The organism is Paraburkholderia sp. J63 (assembly GCF_905220245.1).
Classification (GTDB): Bacteria; Pseudomonadota; Gammaproteobacteria; order Burkholderiales; family Burkholderiaceae; genus Paraburkholderia.
Map to the genome: position 1 here is coordinate 89,710 of NZ_CAJMZF010000004.1, position 11,899 is coordinate 101,608.

The 11,899-nt window shown below is 65.4% G+C and carries 12 protein-coding genes; 8 read left to right on the forward strand and 4 right to left on the reverse strand.

What is annotated here, in order from left to right; all coding sequences use genetic code 11:
- Positions 1-20 precede the first annotated feature (20 nt).
- From U5775_RS06335 to U5775_RS06355, 5 genes are all read left to right on the forward strand, one after another.
- Positions 21-1,271 carry a YbfB/YjiJ family MFS transporter gene (locus tag U5775_RS06335; RefSeq protein ID WP_322057275.1) on the forward strand — a complete coding sequence of 417 codons (1,251 nt, stop codon included), beginning with the start codon at positions 21-23 and terminating at the stop codon, positions 1,269-1,271.
- A gap of 368 nt (positions 1,272-1,639) precedes the next feature.
- On the forward strand, positions 1,640-3,022 hold the full coding sequence (locus U5775_RS06340) for an MFS transporter (protein ID WP_322057276.1): 1,383 nt from the start codon (positions 1,640-1,642) through the stop codon (positions 3,020-3,022).
- A 225-nt stretch (positions 3,023-3,247) separates the two neighbouring features.
- Complete coding sequence (locus U5775_RS06345; RefSeq protein WP_322057277.1) at positions 3,248-4,303, forward strand: aromatic ring-hydroxylating dioxygenase subunit alpha; 1,056 nt, start codon at positions 3,248-3,250, stop codon at positions 4,301-4,303.
- A gap of 22 nt (positions 4,304-4,325) precedes the next feature.
- Positions 4,326-4,496 (forward strand): rubredoxin, encoded by a 171-nt coding sequence (locus tag U5775_RS06350; protein ID WP_322057278.1) that lies wholly within the window; start codon positions 4,326-4,328, stop codon positions 4,494-4,496.
- On the forward strand, positions 4,493-5,683 hold the full coding sequence (locus U5775_RS06355; protein ID WP_322057279.1) for an NAD(P)/FAD-dependent oxidoreductase: 1,191 nt from the start codon (positions 4,493-4,495) through the stop codon (positions 5,681-5,683). Before U5775_RS06350 ends, U5775_RS06355 begins: the two co-directional genes overlap by 4 nt.
- A 200-nt stretch (positions 5,684-5,883) precedes the next feature.
- On the opposite strand, the gene U5775_RS06360 is transcribed toward U5775_RS06355, so the two are convergent.
- On the reverse strand, positions 5,884-6,804 hold the full coding sequence (locus U5775_RS06360) for a LysR family transcriptional regulator (protein ID WP_322057280.1): 921 nt from the start codon (positions 6,802-6,804) through the stop codon (positions 5,884-5,886).
- A 248-nt stretch (positions 6,805-7,052) separates the two neighbouring features.
- Here U5775_RS06360 and U5775_RS06365 point away from each other — a divergent pair, with 248 nt between their 5' ends.
- Positions 7,053-7,451 (forward strand): FKBP-type peptidyl-prolyl cis-trans isomerase, encoded by a 399-nt coding sequence (locus U5775_RS06365; protein ID WP_322057281.1) that lies wholly within the window; start codon positions 7,053-7,055, stop codon positions 7,449-7,451.
- Between the two features lie 111 nt (positions 7,452-7,562).
- Here the strand turns inward: U5775_RS06365 and U5775_RS06370 are convergent, their stop codons facing one another.
- The 3 genes from U5775_RS06370 to U5775_RS06380 all read right to left on the reverse strand — a co-directional run bounded on the left by U5775_RS06370 (position 7,563) and on the right by U5775_RS06380 (position 9,982).
- A complete protein-coding gene (locus tag U5775_RS06370) occupies positions 7,563-8,417 on the reverse strand; it encodes a helix-turn-helix transcriptional regulator (RefSeq protein ID WP_322057282.1) in 855 nt (284 codons plus the stop codon).
- A gap of 33 nt (positions 8,418-8,450) precedes the next feature.
- Positions 8,451-9,008 (reverse strand): carboxymuconolactone decarboxylase family protein, encoded by a 558-nt coding sequence (locus tag U5775_RS06375; RefSeq protein WP_322057283.1) that lies wholly within the window; start codon positions 9,006-9,008, stop codon positions 8,451-8,453.
- 137 nt (positions 9,009-9,145) lie between these two features.
- Positions 9,146-9,982, reverse strand: a complete 837-nt coding sequence (locus U5775_RS06380; RefSeq protein ID WP_322057284.1) for a cytochrome c — start codon at positions 9,980-9,982, stop codon at positions 9,146-9,148.
- 201 nt (positions 9,983-10,183) lie between these two features.
- Here U5775_RS06380 and U5775_RS06385 point away from each other — a divergent pair, with 201 nt between their 5' ends.
- A complete protein-coding gene (locus U5775_RS06385; RefSeq protein WP_322057285.1) occupies positions 10,184-11,059 on the forward strand; it encodes a glyoxalase/bleomycin resistance/dioxygenase family protein in 876 nt (291 codons plus the stop codon).
- 72 nt (positions 11,060-11,131) lie between these two features.
- A complete protein-coding gene (locus tag U5775_RS06390) occupies positions 11,132-11,377 on the forward strand; it encodes a hypothetical protein (RefSeq protein WP_322057286.1) in 246 nt (81 codons plus the stop codon).
- Positions 11,378-11,899: the final 522 nt, after the last annotated feature.

The following is an 11,899-nucleotide window of genomic DNA, read 5'->3' on the forward strand; positions in this document are numbered from 1 at the left end:
AGACGGAGAACTGAACCGGGATGGAGGCGAATACCCGCAGCCGGGCACGCAAGCGTAGCGCTCCGGCGTTCACGCATCGCGAGGATAGCGAGCTTCTTGCGCCGCTATGGCTTGCCGTGCGTCTTTCGCTGGGCAGTGCGATGGCCCTCGGTTTCGTGCGCTTTTCCTATGCGCTGCTCCTGCCCGCGATGAAGGCCGATCTGGGATGGAGCTTCGCCCAGGCCGGCGCGATGAACACGGCCAACGCGGCGGGCTATCTGATCGGCGCGGCCATGTTCCCGTGGCTCGCGCGCCATCGCTCGCCCCGCGCGCTGTTCGTTGCCGGCGCGTATGTGGTGATCGTGTTGATGGCCTTGTGCGGGTTCGTCTCCGATACCTCCGTGCTGCTCGCGCAGCGGCTCGTGGCCGGCATCGGCAGCGCGCTGGTCTTCATCAGCGGCGGCGTGCTGGCGGCGCGTCTCGCGGCGGCCGTGCCGTGGCGCGGCGGACTGATCCTCGGTCTTTATTACGGCGGCACCGGTTATGGCATCGTGCTCTCGTCGGTGCTCGTGCCGGTCACCGTGCGCGCCGCGCCGCATGGCTGGCAGCCCGCGTGGTTCGCGTTGGCCGCCGCGTGCGCGGCTTGCACGCTGCTCGCGCGAGGCGCCGCCCGCAGCATAGACGTTGCGAGCGCAACCACTTCGAGTACGCCGGCCGATACAGCCAGGCAGCGAACCGCGTGGTGGCGCTACGGTCCCGCGCTGGGCGGATATGGGCTCTTCGGCGTGGGCTATATCGGCTACATGACGTTCATCGTCGCGCTGTTGCGCAGCGAGGGCATGAGCCAGGGCGCCGTGGCCGCGTTCTATATCGCGTTGGGCATCGCCACGATCGTTTCGGCGCGCATCTGGTCGCGCTTTCTCGACCGCACGCGCGGCGGCTTGGCGCTGGCCACGTTCAATGCGCTATTGGGGCTCGCGACGCTCATGCCGGCCGCGTTCGCTCACCCCGTGGCGGCGGCCGTTTCGGGCGTGATCTTCGGCTCGACATTCCTCTCGGCCGTGGCCTCGACCACGGCATTCGTGCGCCACAATCTTCCGTCCGACGAATGGACGCGCGGCATCAGCGCGTTCACGATCGTATTCGCGGCCGGCCAGATCGCCGGGCCGGTCGCGATCGGCTGGGTATCCGATAACGCGAGCCTCACGCGCGGGCTCGTCTACTCCTCCGCCGTGCTGCTCGTTGGCGCGCTGCTCGCGGCGTGCCAGCGTCCGCTCGAACGGCTCGCCTGATTCTTCCCGCTCGCCCGCGCGGCGAGCGCCCAATTCTTTCTCCGCATTTTCCCCATCGACGTCCTTTACTGTGCGTATGCACGGCTATGTCGCGTCTTCAGCGCATAGCGGTGCACGAGCGGTGCATGGCCCTCGTGCCCATGCCTTCTTGCGGTGCAGCGCGAACGCGTGCCGGCGGTGTTTACCCTCGATGTCGAATGGAGAAAGTCGCTTGTCCGAATAAGATATTTTCCAATGGCTGCAACTTCTACCATTTCCTTGAACCCGCGCAATTCGCAACAGCCGGCAATGCCCGGAGAGGCAGCGATGGAAACGCGAATGCGCTTACGTCGGAGCGAACCAGCAGCATCTTTGGATTGGAGACTTGAATGAGTGCCAGAAAAGCAATGCCGGGCAGCCTCGCGGCGGCCAGCGAGTGGCAGCAGGGCGATGATGAAACCGCCCACGGTAGCAGCGCAGCGAAGCGCCTTTCGGGCGCCGACGCCGGCGTTTTGAAGCGGGCCGCGCTCGCGAGCTTCATCGGCAATTTTGTCGAGTGGTTCGATTACGCCTCGTATGGCTATCTCGCGACCATCATTGCGGTGATGTTCTTCCCGAAGAGCGACACGACGACGGGCCTGCTCGCGGCCTATGGCGTGTTCGCGGTGTCGTTCGTCGTGCGGCCGCTCGGCGGCATGGTCTGGGGGCACTTCGGCGACCGGCATGGGCGCCGCGCGGCGCTCTCGCTGTCGATTCTGATCATGTCGTGCTCGACCTTCCTGATCGCGTTCCTGCCGACCTATGCGCAGGTCGGCATGATCGCCCCCGTGTTGCTGCTGCTCGTGCGCGTCGTGCAGGGCTTTTCGGCCTCGGGCGAATATGCGGGCGCGTCGGCGTTTCTCGCCGAATTCGCGCCGCCGGGCAAGCGCGGCGTCTACACGAGCATCGTGCCGGCCAGCACGGCTGCGGGCCTGCTGTTCGGCTCGGTGTTCGTGGCGGTGATGCACGCGGTGCTCACCACGGGGCAACTGCATACGTTCGGCTGGCGTTTGCCCTTCCTGCTCGCGGCGCCTTTCGGGCTGGTCGGCCGCTACATCCGCCTGCGGCTCGAAGATACGCCGCGATTCAAGGCGCTCGAAGGCGCGCACGACGTGGCGAAGGCGCCCGTGAAGGAACTGATGACTCGCCATCGCGGCAGGATGATCATCGCGTTCGGCGTGACTTGCCTGAACGCCGTGGCGTTCTATCTGGTGCTCAGCTACATGCCGACTTATCTGTCGACCGAAATGGGCATGAGCGAGACCGCGTCGTTCGTGGCCGCGACCCTCTCGCTCGCCGCCTATATCGGCCTGATCTTCCTGATGGGCGCGCTGTCCGACCGCGTGGGACGCAAGACCATGCTGATCGGCGCCTCGGTATTGTTCGCATTGCTTACCGTTCCGCTGTTCAAGGGGCTGGCCGGCGCGAGCTTCGCGACCATCGTGATGATCCAGATTGCTTTCGGCGCGTTGCTCACGCTGAACGACGGCACCTTGCCGTGCTTTCTCTCCGAGATCTTCCCGACCCGCGTGCGCTACAGCGGCTTCGCGTTCTGCTTCAACGCGGCCAATGCGCTGTTCGGCGGCACCGCGCCGCTGGTCGCCACCTGGTTGATTGCGGTGACGGGCAGCAAGCTCGCGCCCGCGTGGTATCTCGTGGGGGCTGCGGGCGTCGCGCTCGTTGCCATGCTCGCGAGCAGCGAAACATCGCGGCTGCCGCTCGCCGACGATTGAGGGCCTGCTGCCCGCGCGTTTCAAAAGCGAAGCAAGCCGATACCGGCCGCGAATGAGCGTTGCCCGACGTTCTCGCGCGCTCGGGCCATGTGGATCGGTACATGAACTACATGGCCAATGAGGGATGGGAAGCGCGTTCGCATCCGCCTATCGTTGTGCACATGGCGGGACGGAATGAATAGCCCGTCGCGCCATGACCCCACTCATACGATTCAGGAGACGCGAATGACTCAGCCCCAGGTGGTGACGCTGACCCGGGCGGGGGCGCCCGCCATGCCCCGCAATTGCACCTTCGACTCCCGCGACTGGGAGATCCTGAGCCGCTACTGGCACCCCGTCGCCTTCGCGCACGACGTGGGCGACCGGCCGTTCGGCGTCACGCTGCTCGACGAACCGCTCGTGCTGTTTCGCTCGGCAGGGCGCGTGGTCGCGGCGCGCGACGTGTGCCCGCATCGCGGCGCGCCGCTGAGCCGCGGCTGGGTCAACGAAGGCAATCTCGTCTGCCCGTACCACGGCCTCGAATATGGGGCGAACGGCAAATGCAATCACATTCCTTCGCAGCCGGAGGGCGCGATACCCGACCGCCTGTGCCTGACCACGTACGCGGCGCAGGAAGCGTATGGGCTCGTGTGGGTGTCGCTCGGCGGCGGCGAACTGCCGTTGCCCGAGTTCCCGGCCTGGAACTCGGACGGCTATCAGCGCATCCTGCCGCCGTCGATCGACATTCGCGCTTCGGCGGGGCGGCAAACCGAGGGCTTCATCGACGTCGCGCATTTCGCGTGGATTCATCACGACAGCTTCGCGGACCGCAGAAATCCCGTGGTGCCGCAATATAGCGTCGAGCGGCGCCCGAACGGTCTGCGTGCCGAATACGTGAGCACCGTAAGCAACTTCCCGAAGTCGATGCAGCATCGCGCACCCGAGGGCTTTCTGTGGCGCCGGGTGTTCGAAGTGGACGTGCCGTTCTTCGCCCGCCTCACCGTGCATTTTCCTGAACACGGACGCCTGGCAATCCTGAATGCTGCGAGTCCGGTATCGGCACGGCTCACGCGCCTGTTCGTGCCCATCGCGCGCAATTTCGACCAGAATTTGCCGCTCGACGACGTCTACGAATTCAATCGCCAGGTATTCGAGGAAGACCGCGCGATTGTGGAGCTGCAGTGTCCCGAGGATCTGCCGATCGACCGCTCGCTGGAGGCGCCGATTTTCGCCGACCGGTCTTCGGGTGCCTACCGCCGCGCGCTCGCGGAAATCGGGCTCGGACAAAGCTATGTCCGCTGATGCGGGAGGCAAAGGAGAATTCATGAAGATCTGGGAATGCGTGATTTGCGGGTTTCGCTACGACGAGGCCGCAGGATTGCCCGAGGCGGGCATTGCGCCGGGCACGCGCTGGGAGGACGTGCCCGATGACTGGATGTGCCCCGACTGCGCAACGGGCAAGCACGACTTCGAAATGCAGGTGGTGGCGGCATGAGGCCTTCCGAACACACTGAGGGCGATCCGGTCGTGATCGTCGGCACGGGTCTCGCCGGGTATACGGTGGCGCGCGAGTTGCGCAAGCTCGACGCGAGCCTGCCCATGGTCATCGTAAGCCGCGACGACGGTAGCTTCTATTCGAAGCCCACGCTCTCGAATGCGCTGGCGATGAAAAAGGCGCCTCACGAACTCGCGAGCTTCACGGCGCAGGCGATGGCCACGCAACTCGATGCGCGCGTCTGGACTCATCGCCATGTCGAGCGCATCGTGCCCGACGAGCACGCGATCGTCGTCGACGGACAGCGGCTGCGCTATCGCGCGCTGGTGCTCGCCACCGGCGCCGACCCCCGCCGCGTCCCGCTCGAAGGCGACGGCGCCGGCGACGTGCTCTCGATCAACGACCTCGGCGATTACGCGCGTTTTCGCGAGGTGCTCGCGTCGAGCAATTCGGTCGCGATGCTGGGTGCTGGGTTGATCGGCTGCGAGTTCGCCAACGATCTGGCCGCTGCGGGCCACCGGGTCTGCCTGATCGATCCGGCCAGCGCGCCGCTCTCGCGCCTGCTGCCGGCCGAGGCGGGGGCCGTGTATGCGCGCGCCCTGTCTTGCGCGGGCGTGGACGTGCGGCTCGGTTGCGGGGTCGTGGCGGTGGCGCGACGCAGCGCCGGTTATCGCCTGACGCTGACCGATGGCCATGCGCTCGACGTCGATATCGTCGTCTCGGCGATCGGCCTCGCGCCTCGAACGGCGCTTGCGAGTGCGGCCGGGTTGCGGATCGAAGGCGGCATCAGCACCGATGCCTGGTGCCGCACCGACGCGCCGGACGTCTATGCGCTCGGCGATTGCGCCGCGATAGAAGGCCGCGTGCAGCCCTACGTGCTGCCCATCATGCATGCGGCGCGCGCGCTCGCGCGCACGCTCTCCGGCACGCTCACGCGCGTCGAGTTCCCGGTGATGCCGGTTGTGGTCAAGACGCCGGCGGTGCCTGCGGTCGTGGTGACGCCAACGGCAACGGGCGGCCGCTGGACTGTCGAGACGGTCGCACAGGACGCTGCGCACGCGGTACGCGCGCTCTGCGAAGACGCCGCGACGCAATGCTTGACGGGCTTCGCCCTGGTGGGTGCCGCCACCACGGAGAAGGCCGCTTTGCTCAAGCAGATGGCGTCGCGCGTGGCCACCCAGACGTAGCGAGGAATCCTTAACAACGGCGCGCGGCCGTCACGCGCCCGACGACAGGCAGCTTGCGCTGACCGACACCTGTTGCGCACTGGCGTTCATTTCCGGCTCCCTGTCCCCGGACTGAGCGGCCAGGCGTTTTCGTGCCGCGAGCCTCGCTCGCGGTTTTTTTTTCTGGACGCCGCCCGTTGGTATCGCGTGCCTTGAAACGCTTAGCGTGCGAGTCCCTTCGCGACACCGGCCACGAGATGGCGCAGCCAGACGGCCGCCGCGCTGCGATGCGTGCGGTCGTGCCAGAGCTGGTAATACGTGAGCGCCTGAGGATCGCCGGGAAGCGGCTCCATCCTTAGCGGAAGCAATTTGCTGTAGTGCGCGGCCAGCGCGCGCGTGGTCGTGAAAAGCAGATTCGAGCGCATCAGCACATAGGGCGCCATGCCGAAATAGGGCAGCGTGGTCGTGATGTTGCGCGACAGGCCGCTACGCGCGAGCTCGACATCGATCGTGCCCAGCCCCGTGGCATTGTGCGTCGTGACGGCCAGATGCTCGGCCTCCTGATAGATGGCCCGGCTCAGCTTGCCCGGTTTGATCGGATGTTCCGCGCGAAGCAGGCAAACGAGGTCGTCCTTGCACAGCGGCTGCAGATGCAGGTGCTCGGGCGGCGTGCGCCAGTTGCCGATCACGAGGTCGAGCGTGCCGCTTTCGAGACCATGCTCGTAGCCTCCGTCCACCATCATCAGATGCTGGAATTCGATCCGTGCGCGCGGCGCCTCGGTGCGGAACGCATCGACCACGGCGGGCAGGAAGAACGCATCCAGATAATCAGGAGAGCCAATGAGAAAGGTGCGCCGCGTGGTGGCCGGATCGAAAGCCTTGGGCGGATGCAGCACGGCGGCAATGCCGGCGAGCGCCTGCGCCGCGGGCTCGATCAGCGTGAGCGCGTGGCTCGTGGGCACCATGCGGCTGCCGCTGCGCACGAGCAGCGGATCGCCCGTCATGGTACGCAGCTTGCGCAACGCGACGCTGATCGTCGGCTGCGACTGGCCGAGCAGCGCCGCCGTGCGCGAGACGCTGGCTTCGGTGATGAGCGTATGGAGCACCTTCAACAAATAGGAGTCGATGACTTCCCTGGACATGCGAACCGCCGTGACTGGACATCGTTCCTTGCTGTATACGGGCTGATATAACGGGGTGTCAATTGAGGGAAATTGCGGGGCCTGCGCGGGCGCCTTGCTGCGCGGGGCTCATAACGGGGCGAACATCCGGACTATGTTCTCGCCTGCATGCCGGTCGCGCGACGCATCGCTCGCCGACGCATGGCCCGCCAACTCGGGGTCGCGCGAGGCACCCGATATAATTGCCGGGCCATTCAACGAGGACATTTATGAAATCACTGATTGCGTTGCTCGCCACCGCCACCCTTGCAACGACTGCGTTCGCGGCCAACACCATCGATAAGCTGCCGTCCGGCGTCGTCGTCGAGCACATCAAGCAGGGCACGGGTCCGCAGCCGACCGTCAACGACGTCGTGCGCGTCAACTATCGCGGCACGCTGGCGAACGGCACCGAATTCGACAGTTCCGCCAAGCATGGCGGCCCGGCGACCTTTCCGCTCGGCCAGGTGATTCCGTGCTGGACGCAAGGGCTGCAGAAGATGAAGGTCGGCGGCAAGGCGAAGCTGACCTGCCCGGCCGCGACCGCTTATGGCGATCGCGCCGTGGGCCCGATTCCGCCGAATAGCAACCTCACGTTCGAAGTCGAACTGATCGGCATCGGTCAGTAATATCGGCCAATAAGAGCCGTGCGATCGGGCGCTCCATGCGACCGATCGCACGGTAGTCGAAAAGCGCCACACCAACGAAGTGATCCGGTTGCTCGCGCGCGCGGGCGAACCTCAGCCCGCCGTTCGGTGATGCTTCGAATGCGCGGCCAGCAACGCCCGGTGCCGCGCTTCGGTTTCATCGTCGGCGGGGAACATGCATTCGAGGCGCAGTTCCTGGGCCACGACGTTCTGCGGCGCGCCCACGGTCGTCACCATCGAGAAGTATCGAAGCACGGCGCCCTCGCTCACGAAGCCGATCGGGATAACGGGCAGCGTAGGCGCGGCCGACGACTCGCGAGGCGTTTTCCAGTCGCGCGGCACATCCGGATATGCAAGCAGTTCGTCGAGCAGGCGCCGCGTGCCGGCGTCGACCACGTGCCCCACCGATTCCCGATGCACGCGTTGCAGCAGGCTGCGCGAGACCGTCTCCCAGTCGGCCACGAACGGACGCATCCCCTGCGGATCGAAGATCAGATGCAGCATGTTGCGCGGACCTTCGCGTGCGGCCATGTCGATGAAGCAGTCGAAGAAGCGCGGCGCCGCGTCGTTGGTCATCAGCACGTTCCAGTGACGATCCATCACGATGGCCGGAAACGGCTCGTGCTGGCGGACGACGCGCTCGAGCGCGCCGATGACGCTGTGCATCTCCTGGGCGTTCCAGGGCGCCTCCGAATAGACGGGCGCATAGCCGGCGGCGAGCAGCAGCGCATTGCGCTCGCGCAGCGGCACGTCGAGCGTCTGCGCAAGCGTGAGCAGCGTGTCCCGTCCCGGCACGCTGCGCCCGCTTTCGATAAAGCTGATCTGCCGCTGCGAGACGCCGGCCTCGAGCGAGAGATCGAGCTGGCTCACGCCACGCACGTCGCGCCAATAGCGCAGCAAGTCGCCGAGTTCGCCGGGTGCTTTCGGATCGGGACGGGTGGCGTTCATTGGCTCTCCTGACGTTGTATGAATGGCGACGAATCAGGGCGCGCTCGCCTGCCACGCGAACGTCTCGAACTGCGCTTCGAGCGGCGGATGCGTCGCGCTGCTCGTGAAGTTCGTGATCGTTGACGCGGCCACGACCGCGATGACCTCCAGGATCTGCTCGTCGCTGAATCCTGCATCGAGAAAGCGCTTCTGGTCCGCTTCGGAAAGGCGGCCGCGCTTTTCTATCAGCGTGCGCGCCAATGCCGATAGCGCGGCCAGTCCGGCGTCGTCGGGCAGGACGCCGTGCCGGATCGCGTCGACTTCGGCGCGAGGCACGCCCGCCTTCAACGCGAGCGCCGAGTGAAAGGCGACCGGCCATTCGCTTGCGTTCGTGACGGCGTTGGTCAGCAGCAAGGTCTGAATTTGCGGTTCGCTCAGACTGCTCGCATGCACGCGCTCGAACAGGCCGATAAAGCCGTTGATGAGCACCGGCGATGCGGCCATTTTGGCCGCGACGTTGGGCACCATGCCAAACGCCTGCTGTAGCTGTTCGAGAACGGGCCGCGAGGCTGCGGGCGCGGTGTCGATCGTGTGAAGCGGATAGCGGGACATGCTAACTCCTTGGCGATGAGCGCCACCGGAATGGAGGCGCGCTAGCCGAAGAGTAAAAGCGCTTGCTCCATGCGCCAATTACATGCGATGTAATCATCGCGCGGCAAGGCCGCATACGAATTCCGCAGAAGCGTCCGTCACTGCCCAACCTTTCGCCGCGCCATATACGCAAGATAATCGACAATCAGCGTGATCTCGCGATCGCTGAGCTGGTCCGGCGGGAAAGCGGGCATGGTGCGGCCCGGCCAGTCGCGAACCGAAGCGGGATTGCGAATATAGCGGCGCAATGCGGCGGGCTGAAAATATTCGACGGGATTCATCGGCACGTTGAGGTCGGGGCCCGTATTCGCGCTGCCCGCGTGGTTGAGCCGGTGGCAGGCGAGACATTGGGTGATGAAGAGGCTCTGGCCTGCGCGGATGGGGTCGGTTGCGGGCAGCGCGGGATCGACGGCGAGCGCGGGCCAACGCGCGGACGGAGACGGCTGCGTCGCGAGCCGCGCGATCTGATAGGGCCACTGCTCGCTGCGAACCGACGCCGCTTGCTTGCCGATCCAGACGAGGTAGAACGGCCCCGCGCTGACCGTCTTGCCCGGCAGCGACGGCCAGGGCCGCGCCGGGTCTTCCACGGCTAGCCACGCGACGGCGGTGGCGGGATCGCGGTTGCGCACGAGGTCCATCGGCAGTTGCGCGGCGAAGCCGTCGGTCGCGCGCGCTTCGAGCACGTCGTCCGAGGGTATCGCCGCGCCTTCGAGCAAATCGGCCAGCGGCACTGCGCGATACGTGGTCGAGGTCCCGTAGGCAACGTCGCGCGGAACGTGAATTTCGGTGGTGTCGGGGCGTGCGAGCAAGGCCGCCTGAGTGAACGACTGCGTCTTGCCGCCGATCGTGAGTTCCATGGCGGGCTGCGCGGCCATGCAACGCCCGGCGATACCTGGCGTGAGCAGTAGGACCACGAACAATATGCGTTTCAACATGCGTCCTCCGTGGTTCGTATCGATACATCATAGCGGCTCGGCGACATGCGGAGAAAGCGTGACCAGCGGCCCGATCGCGTGCGGACATTTGCTAATATTGCCGCGACGCTGGCGGCGCGCCGCGCGATTCAGGCGAACACATCCGCAACGCGCTTTCGTTAACATGGCGTCATCTGACACAGCATGTTCGGAAGGCGAAAAATGAAACGTTCCGATTACGCGCGCGAGGACACGGGCAATATCGTGCTGCTCGAGCATGTCAACCTCACGATACCGGACCAGTATCTTGCGACGGCGTTCTACGTCAGCGCATTGGGACTCACGCGCGATCCGTATCTGATGACCGGCGTGACCAATATGTGGATCAATGCGGGCCGCTCGCAGATTCATCTGCCGCACGGCCACGCGCAGCATTTGCGCGGGCGCGTTGGCCTGGTGGTGGGCGCACGCCAGGCGTTGCTGGAGAGGCTGCGCGCGGTCCGGCCGGTGCTCGATGGAACCGCGTTCGGATGGACGGAGCAGGCCGATCGGGTAGAGGTGAGTTGCCCGTGGGGCAACCGCTACGACTGCCTCGACCCAGAGGCTTCGCGCGGGAGCGCGCCGTGGTCGGGCCTCGATCTCGGCATTGCTTATGTGCAACTGGACGTTCCGGCCGGCTGCGCGGGATCGATTGCCGCCTTTTACCGCGAGGTGCTCGACGCGCCCGCCGAGGTCCGCGACGGCAACGGTTTGCAGCAGGCGGTCATCGCGGTCGGCACGCATCAGCAACTGATCTTTGCGGAAACGCGCGCGGCGATTCCCGAGTACGACGGGCACCATATCCAGATCTATGTCGCCAACTTTTCCGGGCCGCATGCGTGGCTCGCTGCGCGCGGGCTGACTTATGGCGAGGAGCCTCATCAATATCGATTCGCCGACATTGTCGATCCCGTGAGCGGCGCGCACTGCTTCAAGCTCGAACACGAGGTCCGCAGCCAGCGCCATCCGCTCTATGCGAGACCGCTGGTGAACCGGAATCCTGCGCAGAGCAACCGGAACTATCGCAGCGGCGGCGATGGGCGCAGCGGGGTGTTTTAGGCGTTTGTCGTCACGCGGATCGCATCTGGAACGCACCCTAAAGTTCGCTCGATCCGTGCCGAAAAAGCGGGCATGGAAAATACAAATCGCAAGCAGCGCAAGGCGAAAATCGATCTCGCCTTCGATCGCGCCATGGTGATGACCGTGTCGGTCATTCGCCGCGCCCAGGGGAAAACGAATCCCGATGATTTCGCTTATGGATCGCCGGAATTCGAGCGGGCCGCGAACGCTTATCTGGAGGATCTGGCGCGTGCACTCGACCGGCACAATGCAGGCGTGGCGCGCGGAGAAGACGATCTCCGGTATAGCCACGGATGAGCCAGGCGCTCCCGATATCTTTTTCTGCTTCGGGCGATCCTCAATTCGTCCGCTGATTTGTGCGTTGATATCGCCAGCCCAGGCGGCTCGCGCGAGCCACATTGCCCCTTTCTGGTGCGAGCATTCGCCCACGCCCTGGTAGTTTCCCTGGAATAAGCGCCCCAGGACTTTCCCTTGTCCAGCCTGGTTTTCGCCGATCCACGAACGAGCGGCGCAGGCGCCCCCATACGGCACTTCATTTCCCCGCACAGCCCCGCCAATAGGGCACCTGCACGTCATTTCCCCTTCGGCGCCGCCGCGCGATGGCCCGCGCCGCGCCTCCTTTGCATTACCAAAGGTATGGAAAAGGGCGAAGAAAATGTAGCTGGAGCGCGCAAATTGGATTGATACGCTGCAATCACTGCATCAACGGCCCACCAGCACACGAATTTGCCCGAGTAGCAACAACGCAGCAAAAAAGCAACGGCAGGCGTGCGGTGGCGAGTGGGCGAGCTTCCTCTCAAGCGGGAGTTCGCCAGCGTC

Coding starts and splice junctions, on each gene's coding strand:
- U5775_RS06335 (WP_322057275.1), top strand. CDS start 21: ATGGAGGCGAATACCCGCAGCCGGGCACGCAAGCGTAGCGCTCCGGCG.
- U5775_RS06340 (WP_322057276.1), top strand. CDS start 1,640: ATGAGTGCCAGAAAAGCAATGCCGGGCAGCCTCGCGGCGGCCAGCGAG.
- U5775_RS06345 (WP_322057277.1), top strand. CDS start 3,248: ATGACTCAGCCCCAGGTGGTGACGCTGACCCGGGCGGGGGCGCCCGCC.
- U5775_RS06350 (WP_322057278.1), top strand. CDS start 4,326: ATGAAGATCTGGGAATGCGTGATTTGCGGGTTTCGCTACGACGAGGCC.
- U5775_RS06355 (WP_322057279.1), top strand. CDS start 4,493: ATGAGGCCTTCCGAACACACTGAGGGCGATCCGGTCGTGATCGTCGGC.
- U5775_RS06360 (WP_322057280.1), bottom strand. CDS start 6,804: ATGTCCAGGGAAGTCATCGACTCCTATTTGTTGAAGGTGCTCCATACG.
- U5775_RS06365 (WP_322057281.1), top strand. CDS start 7,053: ATGAAATCACTGATTGCGTTGCTCGCCACCGCCACCCTTGCAACGACT.
- U5775_RS06370 (WP_322057282.1), bottom strand. CDS start 8,417: ATGAACGCCACCCGTCCCGATCCGAAAGCACCCGGCGAACTCGGCGAC.
- U5775_RS06375 (WP_322057283.1), bottom strand. CDS start 9,008: ATGTCCCGCTATCCGCTTCACACGATCGACACCGCGCCCGCAGCCTCG.
- U5775_RS06380 (WP_322057284.1), bottom strand. CDS start 9,982: ATGTTGAAACGCATATTGTTCGTGGTCCTACTGCTCACGCCAGGTATC.
- U5775_RS06385 (WP_322057285.1), top strand. CDS start 10,184: ATGAAACGTTCCGATTACGCGCGCGAGGACACGGGCAATATCGTGCTG.
- U5775_RS06390 (WP_322057286.1), top strand. CDS start 11,132: ATGGAAAATACAAATCGCAAGCAGCGCAAGGCGAAAATCGATCTCGCC.